The 16,322-nt window shown below is 37.1% G+C and carries 15 protein-coding genes; 9 read left to right on the top strand and 6 right to left on the bottom strand.

Going from position 1 to position 16,322, the window contains the following annotated elements; genetic code table 11:
* Positions 1–19 precede the first annotated feature (19 nt).
* From EUC40_RS20805 to EUC40_RS20795, 3 genes are all read left to right on the top strand, one after another.
* Positions 20–1,759 (top strand): S-layer homology domain-containing protein, encoded by a 1,740-nt coding sequence (locus EUC40_RS20805; protein ID WP_156576449.1) that lies wholly within the window; start codon positions 20–22, stop codon positions 1,757–1,759.
* 123 nt (positions 1,760–1,882) lie between these two features.
* Positions 1,883–2,521, top strand: a complete 639-nt coding sequence (locus EUC40_RS20800; RefSeq protein WP_156576448.1) for a hypothetical protein — start codon at positions 1,883–1,885, stop codon at positions 2,519–2,521.
* A 440-nt stretch (positions 2,522–2,961) separates the two neighbouring features.
* Positions 2,962–3,870 carry an alpha/beta fold hydrolase gene (locus EUC40_RS20795; RefSeq protein WP_156576447.1) on the top strand — a complete coding sequence of 303 codons (909 nt, stop codon included), beginning with the start codon at positions 2,962–2,964 and terminating at the stop codon, positions 3,868–3,870.
* A 250-nt stretch (positions 3,871–4,120) separates the two neighbouring features.
* Here the strand turns inward: EUC40_RS20795 and EUC40_RS20790 are convergent, their stop codons facing one another.
* Positions 4,121–4,360: a DUF2798 domain-containing protein gene (locus EUC40_RS20790; RefSeq protein WP_156576446.1), complete on the bottom strand. Its 240-nt coding sequence runs from the start codon at positions 4,358–4,360 to the stop codon at positions 4,121–4,123.
* Between the two features lie 243 nt (positions 4,361–4,603).
* On the bottom strand, positions 4,604–5,065 hold the full coding sequence (locus tag EUC40_RS20785; protein ID WP_156576445.1) for a hypothetical protein: 462 nt from the start codon (positions 5,063–5,065) through the stop codon (positions 4,604–4,606).
* Positions 5,066–5,267: 202 nt separating this feature from the next.
* Here EUC40_RS20785 and EUC40_RS20780 point away from each other — a divergent pair, with 202 nt between their 5' ends.
* Positions 5,268–5,579 (top strand): YbjQ family protein, encoded by a 312-nt coding sequence (locus EUC40_RS20780; protein WP_000637510.1) that lies wholly within the window; start codon positions 5,268–5,270, stop codon positions 5,577–5,579.
* Between the two features lie 292 nt (positions 5,580–5,871).
* Here the strand turns inward: EUC40_RS20780 and EUC40_RS20775 are convergent, their stop codons facing one another.
* Both EUC40_RS20775 and EUC40_RS20770 read right to left on the bottom strand, forming a co-directional pair.
* Positions 5,872–7,227: an RNA-guided endonuclease TnpB family protein gene (locus EUC40_RS20775; protein WP_156576444.1), complete on the bottom strand. Its 1,356-nt coding sequence runs from the start codon at positions 7,225–7,227 to the stop codon at positions 5,872–5,874.
* Positions 7,228–7,875: 648 nt separating this feature from the next.
* Positions 7,876–8,868: a zinc-dependent alcohol dehydrogenase family protein gene (locus EUC40_RS20770; RefSeq protein WP_156576443.1), complete on the bottom strand. Its 993-nt coding sequence runs from the start codon at positions 8,866–8,868 to the stop codon at positions 7,876–7,878.
* 174 nt (positions 8,869–9,042) lie between these two features.
* Between EUC40_RS20770 and bsh the strand changes: the two genes are divergently transcribed.
* Complete coding sequence (bsh, locus tag EUC40_RS20765; RefSeq protein WP_156576442.1) at positions 9,043–10,029, top strand: choloylglycine hydrolase; 987 nt, start codon at positions 9,043–9,045, stop codon at positions 10,027–10,029.
* Between the two features lie 59 nt (positions 10,030–10,088).
* Here the strand turns inward: bsh and EUC40_RS20760 are convergent, their stop codons facing one another.
* Positions 10,089–10,229 carry a YflJ family protein gene (locus tag EUC40_RS20760; protein WP_000273535.1) on the bottom strand — a complete coding sequence of 47 codons (141 nt, stop codon included), beginning with the start codon at positions 10,227–10,229 and terminating at the stop codon, positions 10,089–10,091.
* A 154-nt stretch (positions 10,230–10,383) separates the two neighbouring features.
* On the opposite strand from EUC40_RS20760, the gene EUC40_RS20755 reads away from it, so the two are divergent.
* Entirely contained in the window at positions 10,384–10,746 is a 363-nt protein-coding gene (locus EUC40_RS20755; RefSeq protein ID WP_151626559.1) for a hypothetical protein, read from the top strand.
* 27 nt (positions 10,747–10,773) lie between these two features.
* On the opposite strand, the gene EUC40_RS20750 is transcribed toward EUC40_RS20755, so the two are convergent.
* Complete coding sequence (locus EUC40_RS20750) at positions 10,774–10,959, bottom strand: YhzD family protein (protein WP_098126490.1); 186 nt, start codon at positions 10,957–10,959, stop codon at positions 10,774–10,776.
* Positions 10,960–11,167: 208 nt separating this feature from the next.
* Between EUC40_RS20750 and EUC40_RS20745 the strand changes: the two genes are divergently transcribed.
* From EUC40_RS20745 to yhaM, 3 genes are read left to right on the top strand one after another with little or no spacing between them, the layout of a single operon-like run.
* Positions 11,168–12,409, top strand: a complete 1,242-nt coding sequence (locus EUC40_RS20745; protein WP_156576441.1) for a metallophosphoesterase family protein — start codon at positions 11,168–11,170, stop codon at positions 12,407–12,409.
* Positions 12,406–15,330 (top strand): ATP-binding protein, encoded by a 2,925-nt coding sequence (locus tag EUC40_RS20740; RefSeq protein WP_156576440.1) that lies wholly within the window; start codon positions 12,406–12,408, stop codon positions 15,328–15,330. Before EUC40_RS20745 ends, EUC40_RS20740 begins: the two co-directional genes overlap by 4 nt.
* A gap of 41 nt (positions 15,331–15,371) precedes the next feature.
* A complete protein-coding gene (gene yhaM / locus EUC40_RS20735) occupies positions 15,372–16,316 on the top strand; it encodes a 3'-5' exoribonuclease YhaM (RefSeq protein WP_071711193.1) in 945 nt (314 codons plus the stop codon).
* The last annotated feature ends 6 nt before the right edge of the window (positions 16,317–16,322 follow it).

The raw sequence follows: 16,322 nt of genomic DNA, 5'->3' as shown, positions 1-16,322 counted from the left end.
CGTATTGGGAGACGACATTATGTATACAAAACTATTAAAATCAATTACATCATTATCACTTATAGGTGGTGCTTTATTATATACAAATGGCAGTGATGTGAAGGCTGCTGAAGCAGGTGTTTTTTCTGATGTGCCGACATCCCATTGGTCGTATCCGGCGATTAAAGATTTAGCGAGTAAAAATATTATTTCAGGTTATGGAAATGGAATATTTGGTTTTGGAGATGTTGCGACGAGGGAGCAAGTAGCGGCTTTAGTGTATCGTGTTATGCTTCCGAATAAACAAGGTGGAAATTTTAGTAGCAATAATTCTCTTTATATATTAAAAGATGGATCTAAGTTTAATAATCCTTATGGCGATATTAACCAAAACTCTACGATGTTCCCTGAGGAAATTTTAATGTTAACGAAGGCAGGGGTATTTAAAGGGGATGAGAAAGGGAACTTTAGACCGAAAGCTCCTGTGAATCGTGCAGAAATGGCGCAAATTCTTACGAATGCTTTTCATCTTTCGGCGACACAAAAACATACATTTAGCGATGTTCCAAACGATTTTTGGGGCGGAAATGCGATTAGCGCCGTGCAGTCAAACGGGATTGCATCTGGTACAGGTGAAGGGAAATTTGAGCCATACGGTGTGGTAAAACGTGAACAATATGCGCAGTTTTTATATAATACTTTGAACTATAAAAAGCCTGCGGTTGCGGTGCAAGATACAGGAGATGCGGCGTTATTAGCAGCATTTAAAGAGGATGTACAAAAGCGTATTAATGCATACGAAACGGACATTACAATTCCATATAAAACGAAAAATAGCAATTCAAAAGAAGTGATGAATACACTTTTTAATGCGTATAAAGAAGTGGCAAGTAAAAATGAGTATACAAATTATAATAGATCGAATGTTTCATACGGCATTTCTGGATCGCCTGGAAATTATACGTTTACGTTAAAGATTACATATCGCGAAACGAAAGAGCAAACGGAATATGTAATGAAACAAGCGAAGGCAATTGTCTCTTCTATTATTCAAGTAGGGATGGATGATCACGAGAAAGTGAAGGCGATTCATGATTATGTCGTAAAACATGTTTCTTACGATACGTCTTATAAAGCTTACACAGCATATGAAGCACTCGTTAATCGTTCTGCGGTTTGCCAAGGTTACGCACTATTAACCTATCAATTATTAAAAGAAGCCGGTATTGAAAATCATTTCGTAACAGGAACTGGTGATGGACAACCCCATGCTTGGAATATAGTGAAAATCGAAAACAAATGGTATCACCTCGATACAACATTCGATGATCCAGTGCCAGATGAACAGGGCCGCGTAACGTATTCATACTTCAACTTATCTGATGAGCAAATTGCAAGAAATCATGAGTGGAGCAGAAGTGACTATCCGCAAGCTACAACGAACTATTATAGTACATTAACAAATAAAATTGCGGCAGGTAGCACGAAAACTCCTGTATATCAGCAAATATTAAAAGATACAAAGTTAAACTATTTAGGAAATGAATACATCGCAAATAACTATAATGAATTAAAAAATAAAATGCAGCAGCGTTATAGTGCAAAGCCAGAAAAGATAGAAGTACTTTACAAGCAATCAATGAACGGTGCACTGCAAGATGTGAAAAAGGCAATTGGAGAAATTGGTTATCCGAAAGGGTCCAACCGTGTTTCTTATAAAGCGGAGCCGTATAACGCGAAAGAAGGGTATTCTTTAGTGACGATTACGTTTATGTATTGAGAATGAGAAAAAGCACCTATTTTAGGTGCTTTTTTATTATTTTAGTTCGACAAAACGTGACAAAAGAACATAACTATATCTGTTATGATGACTTTGATAATTTTACATTTTGGAGGATTAATAATGAACAAAAAGAAGATTTTTGCTGCGTTAATAGGAATTGTAGTTTTACTTGTGATTATTAATGTAGTTGTTACGAAAGGGAAAACGGCATCAACTAGTGAAAAAATGTACACGGAGAAAGAGTACAATAAATTAGTAGATGAGCATTTTGAAGAAACGCAAAAGCTAAAAAATGATAAGAGTGTATTAGAAACTGAAAATAAATCTCTTGATGCGCAAGTTAAGAAGTTAAAAGATGAATTAGCGAAAAAAGAGCAACAAGTAGCACAGCAACCAGTTCAACAAGAACAACCAAAGCAAGAACCACAACAACCAGCTCCACAGCCGGAAAAGAAAGAAGAGCCTAAACCAGAGCAACCTACAGGCGCATTTGCAAATCCTGTGAAAAGTATAAATAAAACAGATGCAATGAACAAAGTGAAAGAAAAAGCGAAGCAAGATTTCCAAAATGATTATATGACGCAAAACTTTGTTGCAGATGAACAATCAAAAGCATTTGATTTCTTAAACGGTATTGAAATTAAATCACAAGAAGAATTGAACGTGATGAAGAATGCATTGAAAGATTTTCCGAATGACTTTATGACAGCGAAGTTTGTTTATGAAGAGCAAATGAAGGCGAAGAATAAGCAAGGGTAATACAAAAACGCTATCTTTTAAAAAGGTAGCGTTTTTTTGTTATGAGTTATACAGTTATTCCTGCATTTGACATATGCAGTCTAACCTTGAAGCTAAGATTAAGGGATAAGCAAGGACTTTTAGGTGGTATCACCGCAATTGTTCTTTTGCAAATCGCTGTATGGACTACAAAAATACCTCATACAGACGACCAGTATAAATAAACTATTGTATTTCTCAATAAACAAAAACAACTTAACATAGTAAAATAATAGTTGGATGGGAGTCCGATACATATTATTAAAATTAAGATGGTTCAAGTCGGAGGAAGGCACCTTAGGGTGTCTTTTTCTTTTGGCTAAATGGGAGTTTTGCCTTAAAGAAGATATATTTTCAATGGATGATTACCATGAGTATATAGATAAAGTTCATCCATATATTTGTAGAAAGGAGGAATTCAAATGAAGAGAGATGATAATAAGATTGGTCACTTTATATCCGAAAAAGGGAAGGAAGATTTTCAAATTGCCTACGATGAATCAATGGCACTCCTTCCAAAACCTAACGAAACGAAAGATATAAAAACTAAATATGGCACAATTCGTGCTTACTACTTTACTAAAGAAGAAAACAAACATAAGGAACCAATACTCTTACTCCCTGGACGCGGTGCATCTACTCCAATGTGGGTCCCAAATTTAGAAGGGCTAAGGGAGAAAAGACCTGTTTATACGATAGACTTACTCGGTGAACCTGGAATGAGTATGCAAACGAAGGTGATTGAAAACCAAAAACAACAAGCAGAATGGCTAAATGAAGTAATTGAAGGATTAGGTTTAGAAAAAGTGCATATCGTGGGTGTCTCCATTGGAGGTTGGACAACAATGAACTTGGCTAGATATAATCCTGAGCATATTGCTACGGCTAGTTTATTGGACCCAGTCTTTGTATTTGCGCAAATATCCATAAAGATGATTCTAGCATCTATTCCAGCTTCCGTTCCTATTGTACCTAAGTTTATAAGAGAAAAGATGTTAAGCTATGTTTCTGGAGGAGCAGAAATAAATGACGATGAGCCGATCGCTAAGTTAATCGAATCGGGTATGCGTAACTATAAACTGAAAACGCCAGCGCCCGATCTATTGAGTAAAGAAGATTTAAAAAATATCAATATTCCAGTACTTGCATTAATGGCTGAAAAAAGTACAATGCACAATTCGGCAAAAGCAGTTGAAACTGGGAAAAAATATGTGAAAGATATTGATATAGTTAATTGGAAAAATGCATCTCACGCAATCAATGGTGAGTTCTCTCACGAGGTTAATGCTAGAATCCTTGATTTTGTAGAAAAATATTCTAATGATAACTAAGTTGTAATGACAATTTTACTTCTTCTATTTTCATGAATATGTATAATTACATAAAATTTCAGAGAAAAAGAGAGTATACTTTCATATTGTGTAATAAAGATAAAGCCCGCCTACGGAAATAGGCGAGCTTTTTTAACATATAAAGAAAAGACAACCTTTAAGGTGCCTTCCTTCGAGTTGAAATATTTTACGTATATTACTTTACTAGGTTAAGTTTTGTGATGATTATCTCTTTTAATTTAATTTATTTTTAAGCATCCTTCTCAACAAATGTGAATACTTTCATTATCCTTTTCACTACAAAGGGTAGTAATTTAGAAGCTAAAAATGCAAGCACGAAAGCAATTGCCCAAGTTTTTATCCATGATTTGAGAAATAAAGCTGTATACCCAACATTCATTGAAACCATGACGAAAGAGATAATACTAGATATACCTAAAATCATAAAGATATTAAAAATTATTGGTTCAAATTTTTTATTGATTTTCAAAATTAACACCTATTTTCTATATATGCTTTGCTGTATTTAATTTTACCAACATCTAATCTTACAGTTTGAAATCTAGGTTGTCCAGCTTGTTGTACTTTTCTGCAATAGCAACAATTGTTATATAACTACAGAGTAAATAAACGTCTTCATAATATATAATTAATATTTCTGCTTTGGATGATAAGGAGCAGAATTCGATAGGCTGTATGAAGAGAGAAAGGATCCCCTTAAAGGAGATCCTTTTTACATTTTAAAAAAATCTTTCATCATTTTAAGGTCTTTAATTTGTACTGTCACACCTTTAACCCTATCTTTCTTCTCATCTTTAACAATTGTAATTTGCTCCTTATTATCAACCCAAACAAGAAACTCTTCTTTTGCGTCATCTTTATATGTAACGGTAATAGTAGAATGCGCAGATTCTCGCTTTTTTTGATCAAGTGTAATTGTTTTAGGAGTGCCTTTTTGAACTGCTGAAACGATAGAATTTATCATTTCTTCGTTGTCTGTTTGAGATTTTGAAATGTTGTTATTTATTGTGCTAAGTATTTCAATGTCTGTAATATTTGCGGAGTTTAATTGAAAGGTAGTCTGTGTATGTTCTTGCTTAGCTTGTGAAGGTTTATCTGTAGCCGAGGTGCTTGTACAACCAATTAAAGTGAAAGATAGAACGGTTAGAGCACATACATAAGTAATTTTTTTCATGTTATCCCTCCTTATCATCAATTATAACAATTTTCTGTTAATTTGTGCAGTTATTGTAAGAAAATGGTGAAAATAATATATTACTCTTACAAAATTGTCACATTCATGTAAGGTAATTCAATAGATTAGATACTTTTTCCATGTCATAATAAAGACATAAGAAAGCTAATCAAAACTACAATTTATTAGGAGCGTGTCAGTCATGATTGTAACAACAACGTCTGGAATTCAAGGTAAAGAGATTATTGAGTATATCGATATTGTAAATGGTGAAGCTATTATGGGTGCAAATATTGTCCGCGATTTATTCGCTTCAGTTCGCGATGTTGTCGGTGGTCGTGCTGGTTCTTATGAAAGCAAACTTAAAGAAGCTCGTGATATCGCAATGGATGAAATGAAAGAACTTGCAAAACAAAAAGGTGCGAACGCTATCGTTGGTATTGACGTAGATTACGAAGTAGTTCGTGATGGAATGTTAATGGTCGCTGTAAGTGGTACAGCTGTACGTATATAAGTAAGTCAACTACTCCCACTGAGATAAAACGTTTCAGTGGGGGCTTGAGTTAGAACACTAGGTCTTTTCGTCTATTACTAGACAGTTTGACGCTCTAGCATTCATGCCACCCTATGGTAACACCCCAAGTATATTTTTGGTCGGTACTGGCAACAAACGATTGTTTTCCCACTTGCACAACCCTTTCGAAAAAGAGCAATTCTTCCTTATGGAAGAAGCCACCACTCAGATGAATCCGGCGTGTGCTACAAGCCCCGACGAGTCGAGTACACATAGATGGTTGACGCACCCACTAAGCTATGCGCGAAGCAACAGCCTTACGTTTTTGCACTTCTAATAGAATCGGCGTTTTCACTTTGAGGTTGTCATCCAATTCTACAACTCTGGATTTTCGCAATGTATTCAATGCGCCATTCATATCAGCGTGAATACATGTCCCTGCTTTACTTTGGTACAGGCCACGGGTGATTCGTTTGCCACTAAAGCGATACTGTGTCCTATCGTTCTTAGCCCAAACTGGAACCGGATCTTTATCCAGAAAACTAGCTTTTGAAGTATAGCTTTCTTCTTGTTTTAAAAAGCGGATGCCTTCTTTTACACATTTATTCTCAATTGCTGCCATCAGTTTATGAAACGGGATTTGCACAAATGTTTGATTATTCTTTTTCCCCATATGAGATTTTTGTTTCCAACCAGCGTTATACCCTACAACAATCGTATCTATATCGAATTCTTTCACTTTTTTGAACAACAAGCCTACCGTTTGTGCAATGTAACCATGTATTTGTCGTTCCCGTTTATGCCAAAGTGCAGCCATTTTATTGGTTACAACTCGTTTAGAAAGCCCGTTTTCCATATTTTTCAGCCCTAGATTACGTATCGTTTTGTTGAAGTACTGGTTAATTGATTTTAGTTTTTTTCCATCAATTAAAAAGGTATCACCTGTATTGGTTACGCAACTTACTAATCTGTCTACACCTAAATCGCAACCTAAAGCGTTACTCGTAGTCGTGGGTTGTTTCTTCATTTGAGACACGTGCATTTCATATGTGTAATGCACCTCAAAGAACCGACCTGTTTGCTTCGGTACAATCTCAATGTAGGAGATTTTTTTATTTCTTACGTTTTTAGGCATACGTATTCGAATGGAACCGAATTTTTTTCTAAATGCAATATTCATTGGAATGATCCAATATCCGTTATCATCCACTTTTGGAACTTGATAGATTTCAATAATTCGTTTGTCAGTGGGACGAGAATAATTTGGAAACTTCGGACGACCTGTGAACTTATCAGGATGTTTCTTCCACTGTTCCAACGCTTTAAAAAAGCTCTTCACTTCTGTAAATAAGGCTCTACGAATCGCTTGAACAGAGTTTGATTGAACGCCCGAGTAGTTCATATCAGCCTGCATGGCATTGTCCACTTCTTTTACAGTAGCCACCCTGTTATCATTCAAATAACTTTGTTTTATCGTGTACAAGCCAACATTTCGCAACGCTTTTGAACTATGCGACATGCGCTGAAGTAAACGAAATTCTTTTGCAGTAAGGCAAGCTCGTCCGATATGCTGTTTCTGCGTGAACCGTTGCATCGTTTCTCTTTTCTTTTGTTTCCGTAATACTTTCACTGTCTTCTTTCTAGCCATTGTTTTCACCACCTTTCTTAGAAAGTTTATTAAGCGTATTCATTACTTTTGGCTTAAGTAGCTGAATGATAATCATTATCTAATTTCGTTGCCTTACAATCTATTCCCTTCTTATCTACATAATATCGTAAGACAAAAAGAAACAAACATTCGTCCTCAAAAATTATTAAGAGCGAAACAAAAGCGTTCAGCCTACCTGCTGACGGCAATTCATCTCCACCTGAATTGTTGGGTTTCACCCGTAACACAAATCAGATGGAGTCTTCTTGCCGGAAAGGATAAAAAAACAGGCTCACCCCTTGAAGCTTATGCTTTGAGGTTTTTTTTGTTTTCAAGTTGTAGAAGTAAAAAGAATGTACCGTATTCTTTAAGAAAAGAGTCATCTTCAAGGTCTTTCACTTCTATTGTTTATGACTAAAATTAGAATGAAAGATTTATCAATCGAATAAAAAAGGCTAGGATTGCTCCTAGCGCTCAATAAAAGATATGGCATGGGAATAGTTGATAATAAGCAGATGTGCTAGCTTACTTCAAATGTAGTATATAACGTTTTTATCGTGAAAAGTAAGGAATATAGCAATCTTTATATATGTTTAATAGTAATTCGAACTTTTTGATAAAAAATAAAAACAAATCTTTCAATTGTATTTAAAAACTAGTCAAAAACACTTTCCCTTTTGTTTTCTCAGCGGACTGCACAACATCAACCGCCGTTTTCACATCTGCTAGGTCGTATGTAGAATGTACTTTCATAAAACGTAATTGTTTATTTTCTACTAAGCGAATTAAGTGATGAAACGTTTCTTGCCATTTGTGTGGTGACACATCTTTATTCCAATGTCGTAAATGAAATATGTTAGCGTGTACCTTTGCTTTCGTGACAATCTCTGCCCAGTTTACTTGTACGCCTGATAGAAGACCGATCGTTAAAAAGTGCCCGTTTGGACGTACACAAAATGCTAGTTCATTTCCGTCAGACCCTCCAATAGAATCAATAGCAGCATCGGCCCCGGTCCCATTTGTTAACTTCATAACTGTTTCGTGAAGCGGAGCAGTAGACGTATCGATTACGTAATGAGCGCCAAGCTGAAGTAATTCCTCTGTATGTTTACTATTTCTTGTCACTGCAATGAGTCGGAAATTCAAAATTTGTGATAACTGTGCAAAAAGGTGACCAATAGCGGATCCGCAAGCATTCACTAATAAAACGCTACCCTGTTTTAAGTGTAGTGTTTCTGTACACGTAACCCACGCCGTAAGCGGATTAATGTACATTTGTGCCGCCGTGAAATCATCAATGGAATCAGGAATAGGGACGACAAAATCAGCCGATGTTGTAACGAATTCTTGCCAAGTACCTTCCCCGCGTAAAGGTAAAACGCGTGTACCGATAAAGTCTCTAGAAACGCCCGCACCTACATCTTCTACAATACCAACGCCTTCATAACCAGGTATGTTAGGTAATGGGATTCTATGTGCATACGCTCCGGTAATCGGAATTAAGTCAGATGGATTAATCGGTCTAACTCGCATACGAACGAGAACTTCATTATCTTTTAATGATTCTATATTTTTATATTCAACTTGCAATACATCTTTTGGGTTGCCAAACTCATGAAATTGAATGTGTTTTCCGCGCAAGATAGATGTTCCCCCTTAGTTTGATTGGATTTATTATAGCATTTTTGGTTTGGTTGGTTATTTTGTTAATGATAAATAGAGTTTGTACAATGGTAAGTAAAATAGATTTTAATTTACGTATTTATCAGAATTTTATAAAATGTATATAAAACTATGAAATGGGGGGATTTCTTCATGTGTACTAGTTTGACGTTACAAACAAAAAACTTCCAGCATCTTTTTGGGAGAACAATGGATTTCACATTAGACATGAATCAAGAAGTAATAATCATTCCTCGGCGTTATCAGTGGAACAATATAACTGGTGAAACGATCCGAACGAAAAAGGCTGTTGTCGGAATGGGAATTAATTTTGGAGGAAGGGTCATGATGGCAGATGGAGTAAATGAAGCTGGTATGACATGTGCAACTCTCTATTTCCCAGGATTCGCTACTTATAGTAATCATATAGATAGCAATAAAACGAATGTAGTGCCATTTGATTTTGTGACTTGGAGCCTCACGCAGTTCAATTCTGTTGAAGAATTAAGAAAATCTATTGATAGCATTGCCTTTATAGATGCGCCATTACCAATTTTAGGGATTACTCCACCGCTACATTGGATTTTAGCAGATAAATCGGGAGAGTGTATTGTACTTGAGCCGACAGCTGATGGAATAAAAGTGTATGACAATCCAATAGGAGTGATGACTAATAGTCCGGAGTTTAATTGGCATTTACAAAATTTAAGACAATATATTGGTCTTAAATCGCAGCCATTTGCGCCAACGGAGTGGGGAGATGTACCATTAAGTGCTTTTGGCCAAGGTTCAGGAACGATGGGACTTCCTGGAGATTTCACCCCACCATCAAGATTTGTGCGGGCAGCATATGGTAAACAAAACATTCAAGGTATAGAGAACGAAGAAGAGGGGATATCGGCTATTTTTCATATCTTATCAAATTGTGAGGTTCCTAAGGGGGCAGTAATAACAGAAGACGGTATATTAGATAATACCATCTATACGAGTGCAATGTGTATGGAGTCTGGAACATATTATTACCATACTTACGATTGTAGACAAATTATAGCCATTCATTTATTCAATGAAAATTTAGATACAGCTGAGATTAAAACGTATCCGTTCCAGCGGAAGCAAAAAATATTTTATGAAAACTGATAAAAACACCTCCATTGAATTTGCATACTTAGTATGCGAATTCGGGAGGTGTTTTTCTATTAAGCCGAAGCTTTCTTCATTCTCTCAAGTAAACTAGATAAAATATGCGTACGATATGATTCTAGTTTTTTACCTTCATAAGTACGAATACCTAATTTTTTAAGTTCTTTTACATACCAACCTTTGCTTCCGAAATACATGTGATCGCTCCCCTTCAACTTTGTTTTTGTTTGTTCTGATTGTACTTGGAGGTACAGGTAATATAATGAAGGAAATGAATTTCGCGCGAAAATGGTTAACTTTGTTGCAAAAGACATATATACTAAAGGTAGTATACAACGAGGTGGACAAGACGTGATTATAGAGAAGCACGAAATTCAAATTGACCAAATTACGAGCGGTAAAGTGAATATCTTTACTTTCTATAGAAATAGAAAGCAAATTGATGATCATTTTTTACGATTGCAAGAACCATCGCTTACAGCAAACTACTTCTTCCATTTTCATTTTGATGCAGAGAGCTTGCATCTACTGCAGAAAGAGTTTCCAGGCGTATATCCGTACGAAGGCGGTGAAACAATTCACGACTGGACGGAAAAGATGAAAGCGGAATTGCAACATCAGATCCAAACAGGAAAATGGAATAAACGCGTACGTATCGGTAATCGCATTCTAGATGTGGCGTTTACGTGGTGTGACGAAGATATAGTAGAGTGAAAAAGAAGCGGATGACGCTTCTTTTTTTTAGCGCTGGAATAAAACGAGCTTACCTGCAGTAGATGTGCAGCGATGTGTTTTTTCGTGCAATCCTTTTTCTTGTAAAATAGATTCACCTTTTGCTTTCGCTTCTTTTTCAGTTGCCGCCTCGAATGATTCGTCTAATGCTTTAGAACCATCTTTTTCAAAGACTGTTAGAACGTATACTCCCATGAAAATTCCCTCCAATAATAAAAATCAGAATCTTATAACTATTTTGGCATAAATCACTAGAATATGCAAAGAAATATATGACATTGCGTGTTACAATAAAGTGAAACTTTAATCATCGGGAATATTTTTATTCCCGATGATTATTAGTTTTCAACTATTTTAATCTTGATAAAATGAAACTTTTGAAATACAGAAAGGATCGTTATTTGTGAAACAAGTGAAGTTTATACATGCGGCTGATTTGCATTTGGATAGTCCGTTTAAAGGGATGGAAATGAATGTACCGCAGTCTGTTTGGGAAAGAATGAAGCAAAGTACGTTTGAATCATTTGAGCGTATTGTTGATAAAGCGATTCAAGAGCGCGTTGATTTCGTATTACTAGCCGGGGATTTGTATGATGCGGAGACGAGAAGTTTGCGTGCGCAAGTGTTTGTGCGTGAGCAAATGAAGAGACTTTCGCAGTACGATATCCCTGTTTTTATTATTCACGGTAACCACGACCATTTAGGGGGAAGCTGGGCTGCAATTGAGTTTCCGGAAAATGTTCATGTGTTTACGGAGCCTTATGTAGAAGAGAAATCGTTTTATAAAAATGGTGAGTTGGTAGCTTCTATTTACGGGTTTAGTTATTTGCAGCAAGCGGTAACGGATAATATGACAGCGCAGTATACGAAAATGAGTGATGCGCCTTTTCATATTGGCATGCTTCACGGAAGTGTGGAAGGAGATGCAGAGCATAATCGCTATGCACCGTTTCAAATTCGTGAGCTGAAAGAAAAGCAGTTTGATTATTGGGCTCTTGGCCATATACATAAACGTGAAATTTTATCAGAAGAGCCGTATATTATTTATCCAGGTAATATACAAGGGCGTCATCGTAAGGAAACAGGCGAGAAGGGCGCGTACCTTATTGAACTTACGAAGCAAGGATCACATTGTTCATTTTTCCATACGGCAGATGTTGTATGGGATGAGATTGAAGTGAGTATCGATGGACTGGAAACAGTTGATGATCTTATGACGGCAGTGTCAACAGCGATGAATGAATGCCGAAGAGAAGAGGAAGGGACGCTTTTAACTGCCGTATTTACAGGACAGGGCCCACTTTCTCCTTATTTGCGTGATGAAAAACGTGTTGAAGAAATTTTTCATATTTTAGCAGCTGGCGAAGAGCGAAAAGATTTCGTATATGTGATGAAGTGGAAAAATGAGACGGTTTCGTTTGCAGAAATCGAACGTCTGAAAGAAGAAAATCATTTCGTCGGTAGTGTGCTGAAGGAGTTAGAAGCTTTCACAAATATGGACGGGGTGTTGCGCAGTATTTGGACATCACCTGTAGCACGTAATAGTATTGAATCTTTTACAGAGGAAGAGAAGAAAGAGATTCAAAAGGAAGCGGAAAATATTATTTTAGAGCAATTATTCCAGCAAGAGAGGGATAAGAAATGAGAATTAAAAAACTCCATATTTATGGGTACGGAAAATTAGAAAATGTGGAAATGGATCTTTCAATGCTGACTGTTTTATACGGTGAAAATGAAGCGGGGAAATCGACAATTCGCTCGTTTATGAAAAGTATTTTGTTCGGTTTTCCGACGAGAGGACAGCGCCGTTATGAGCCGAAAGAAGGCGGGAAGTATGGCGGTGCGGTCACTGTACAAACAGAGAAGTACGGTCGTTTGAAAATTGAACGATTGCCGAAGACGGCAGCTGGCGAGGTGACCGTTTATTTTGAGGACGGGAAAACGGGCGGCGAAGATATTTTACACGATATATTAAGTGGAATGAATGAAAGCTTATTTGACTCTGTCTTTTCATTTGATATGCATGGCCTGCAAAATATTCATCAGCTCGGAGAAGCAGATATCGGTAATTATTTATTTTCTGCAAGTGCGGTCGGAAGTGATGCGTTATTGCAGCTCGATAAAAAGCTAGAGAAAGAAATGGATCAGCGCTTTAAGCCTAGTGGTCGTAAGCCAGAAATTAACGTGTCACTGCAAGAGATGAAGAAGCTGGAAGAGAAGATGAAAGAGTGGCAAGGGAAAATTGGCACGTATGAAAAGCAAGTTGAGCAGCTAAAAGAAAGTGAAGAGAAACTTGCTTCTGTTCGTGCAGAAAAAGAATTAGCTGAAAAGCGAAAGCAAGACTATGAAATATTAGGAGCGCTTGAACCGCTCGTTATTGAAAAGCGTGCGCATGAGAAAGTGTTAGAAAACGAAAATGGGCAGTTTCCGGTAAACGGGACGGCGCGTTATGAAGCGATTAAGGCGAAGATGGAGCCGCTGCAGTTGCAAGTTGATTCGCTTCAAAAAAAAATTGAAACAGTGCAATCAGAAATTGATTCCACAGAAATAGATGAGGAGTTTTTACGAAAAGAAAGTTACGTAGAAGAACTTCGTATGCAGCATATGTCTTACGAAAATGCACGCCAAGAAATGCGTGATATGAGCGGGAATGTTGCGAATATAAAAGAAGAAATCGCAGAGCTAGAGCAACAAATTGGTGCTACTTTTGAAAAGGAAACGGTTCTTTCGTTTGATATGAGTTTGGCGACGAAAGAGTTAATGACGCAAACGGTGCAAAAGGCGCGCGAGTTAGAAACGCAAAAAGCACAGCTTGATGATCATTTCAAAGTAGCGCAAGAGCAATTAGAAGAGCAAGAAGAAAATATAAGACAGATTCAGAAACAAATGTTAGCGGATGAAGAGCGAAATACGTTAGGTGAGAAAGAGAAGTCGTTCCAAGATGCGGCGTTTATCGGTATGGGCGCAGAGAGAATAAAGCGTAAGTATGAGGAAAAAGCAGGAGCGGCTATGCAAAAGAAAAAGCAGTGGCAAAGAGTTTGTCTTCTATTACTTCTTATTAACACGATTGTTTTATTCACGAGTTTATTTATTGATAATCGCCCGCTTTTGTTTATTAGCGTCATTATTTTTGTAGGGATTGTCCTTGCCCTTGTTTTATATAAAGATCCGGCCAGTGGATTACAAGAAGAACTCCTTACTCTTGAGCAAAGTGCTGGCGGGAGACAAAGTGAAGAAGCGATGTCTGTGCGCTATCAGTTAGAAAAGGATGAAGAAATTCGTAAACTATTTGAGCGTGAGTCGTATAAGTTACAGCAAATGGAACGTGCTTATGATAAAGTCGTTTCATCGTATGAGGAATGGGAGAGAGAGACTTTCCGCATCAGTGAACAAGTAGATGCATATAAAACGCGTTATATGTTCCCTGATTTTTATACGTATGCGCACATATTGCCGGCGTTTGAGCGTATTGAAAAAATGCAGCAATTATATCGTGAATTAGAGAAGCAAAGCGCGCGAAAATCTTCATTATATGAAATGATTTCGCAATTTGAACATAAACTAGAAACTGTTATCGGTAGCACGGAATATAGTAAACTGCATGAGGCGCAAAGTCGTATGCAAATTGAGAAAGAGAAGCGCCAAACTTGTAAGCAGCTGAAAGAGAAGCTAGCGGAATGGCAAGAAGAATATGAGTTCACGCAAGACCAATTGAAACAACTGCTAGTAGAACGAGATAGTTTATGGCATATTGCAGAGGCTACAGATGAAGAAATGTTTTTAGAAGCAGGTAAACTGGCAGAAAAACGTGAAGATGCTGAGAAACAAGTAGGGCGTTTATTACCGCAAATTGATCTGTTAGAACAACGTTTAACGAGTTTATCATTAGCTGAACATTATGAGGCTGACGGTTATGAAGAGAAATTAAAGCGAGAAATGACAATCGTACAAAACTGTCTTACAGGGGAGAAAGAACTGACAGAGCGTATTGCGAAACATCGTATGGAAATTGCGAATTTAGAAGAAGGCAGTACGTACGGTGATTTACTGCACGAATGGGAAATGAAAAAAGCGCAAGTGCGTGAACAAGTGAAGAAGTGGGCTGCTTATGCGGCCGCAAAGACAGTGTTAACGAAAACGAAGCAATATTATCATGAAGTACATTTGCCGCGTATTTTACAAAAATCAGAAGAGTATTTCGTCTATTTAACGGGCGGACGTTATAGTAAAATCTTTTCACCGTCAGAAGCGGAACCTTTCATTGTGGAACGTAACGACGGCATGCGTTTTTACAGTCATGAACTAAGCCAAGCGACAGCAGAGCAGTTATATTTATCGCTGAGATTTGCACTCGCGAAAACATTTGAGCATGATTATCCATTTATTATTGACGATAGTTTCGTACACTTTGATGCGGTAAGGACGAATCGAACGATTGAACTAATAAAAGAAATTGCGAAAGATAGACAAGTCATCTTCTTTACATGTCACGCGCATTTATTATCGTTCTTTACGGAAAAACAGATTATAAAATTAACGCGTAAGCGTAAAGAAAATGAGTTGTAGTGTGCTATACTAAAAGTAACTGATTTGGTGGAGGAATTCGAATGAAAAAGAAAATTGCAGAATATGAAGTTGGTGAACAAGTCGATGTTTTCTTGTTAATTAAAACAGCGACGAAAGGTCTTGCGAGTAATGGAAAGCCGTTTTTGACAGTAATCTTACAAGATCCAAGTGGAGATATTGAAGCGAAGCTATGGGATGTATCACCAGAAGTTGAGAAACAATATGTAGCAGAAACAATCGTTAAAGTAGCTGGAGATATTCTAAACTACAAAGGACGTATTCAATTACGCGTGAAACAAATCCGTGTTGCGAATGAAAATGAAGTAACAGACATCTCGGACTTCGTAGAAAAAGCACCAGTGAAAAAAGAAGATATGGTTGAAAAAATTACGCAATACATATTTGAAATGAGAAATCCGAACATTCAACGTCTAACAAGACATTTATTAAATAAGCATCAAAACGAGTTTTTAGAATATCCAGCAGCGACGAAAAATCATCACGAGTTCGTGTCTGGACTAGCTTATCACGTAGTATCGATGTTAGATTTAGCGAAAGCAATTGCAACTCTATACCCATCGTTAGATAAAGACTTACTATATGCAGGCGTGATTTTACACGACCTTGGTAAAGTATTCGAACTATCTGGCCCAATTTCTACAACGTATACGTTAGAAGGAAATTTACTTGGCCACATTTCGATCATGGTGAACGAAATTGGGAAAGCGGCAGAGGAACTACAAATCGATGCAGAAGAAGTATTAATTCTTCAACACATCGTTCTGTCTCACCACGGAAAAGCAGAGTGGGGTAGCCCAAAACCACCTTTAGTAAAAGAAGCAGAAATTCTGCATTACATCGATAACTTAGATGCAAAAATGAACATGATGGACCGCGCATTAGGACGCACAAAACCAGGCGAATACACAGAACGTGTCTTTGCGCTTGATAATCGTTCGTTCTATAAACCGTCGTTCCATAATTAATAGTGT

This window comes from Bacillus luti, from assembly GCF_009739945.1.
Taxonomy (GTDB): Bacteria; Bacillota; Bacilli; order Bacillales; family Bacillaceae_G; genus Bacillus_A; species Bacillus_A luti.
Note: the sequence above shows the minus strand (reverse complement) of the source record. Positions and strands in the feature narration are given on the sequence as shown.

Bases quoted from the DNA above. Each gene is read 5' to 3' on its own strand.
- EUC40_RS20805 (WP_156576449.1), top strand. From the start codon at position 20: ATGTATACAAAACTATTAAAATCAATTACATCATTATCACTTATAGGT.
- EUC40_RS20800 (WP_156576448.1), top strand. From the start codon at position 1,883: ATGAACAAAAAGAAGATTTTTGCTGCGTTAATAGGAATTGTAGTTTTA.
- EUC40_RS20795 (WP_156576447.1), top strand. From the start codon at position 2,962: ATGAAGAGAGATGATAATAAGATTGGTCACTTTATATCCGAAAAAGGG.
- EUC40_RS20785 (WP_156576445.1), bottom strand. From the start codon at position 5,065: ATGAAAAAAATTACTTATGTATGTGCTCTAACCGTTCTATCTTTCACT.
- EUC40_RS20780 (WP_000637510.1), top strand. From the start codon at position 5,268: ATGATTGTAACAACAACGTCTGGAATTCAAGGTAAAGAGATTATTGAG.
- EUC40_RS20775 (WP_156576444.1), bottom strand. From the start codon at position 7,227: ATGGCTAGAAAGAAGACAGTGAAAGTATTACGGAAACAAAAGAAAAGA.
- bsh (WP_156576442.1), top strand. From the start codon at position 9,043: ATGTGTACTAGTTTGACGTTACAAACAAAAAACTTCCAGCATCTTTTT.
- EUC40_RS20760 (WP_000273535.1), bottom strand. From the start codon at position 10,229: ATGTATTTCGGAAGCAAAGGTTGGTATGTAAAAGAACTTAAAAAATTA.
- EUC40_RS20750 (WP_098126490.1), bottom strand. From the start codon at position 10,959: ATGGGAGTATACGTTCTAACAGTCTTTGAAAAAGATGGTTCTAAAGCA.
- EUC40_RS20740 (WP_156576440.1), top strand. From the start codon at position 12,406: ATGAGAATTAAAAAACTCCATATTTATGGGTACGGAAAATTAGAAAAT.
- yhaM (WP_071711193.1), top strand. From the start codon at position 15,372: ATGAAAAAGAAAATTGCAGAATATGAAGTTGGTGAACAAGTCGATGTT.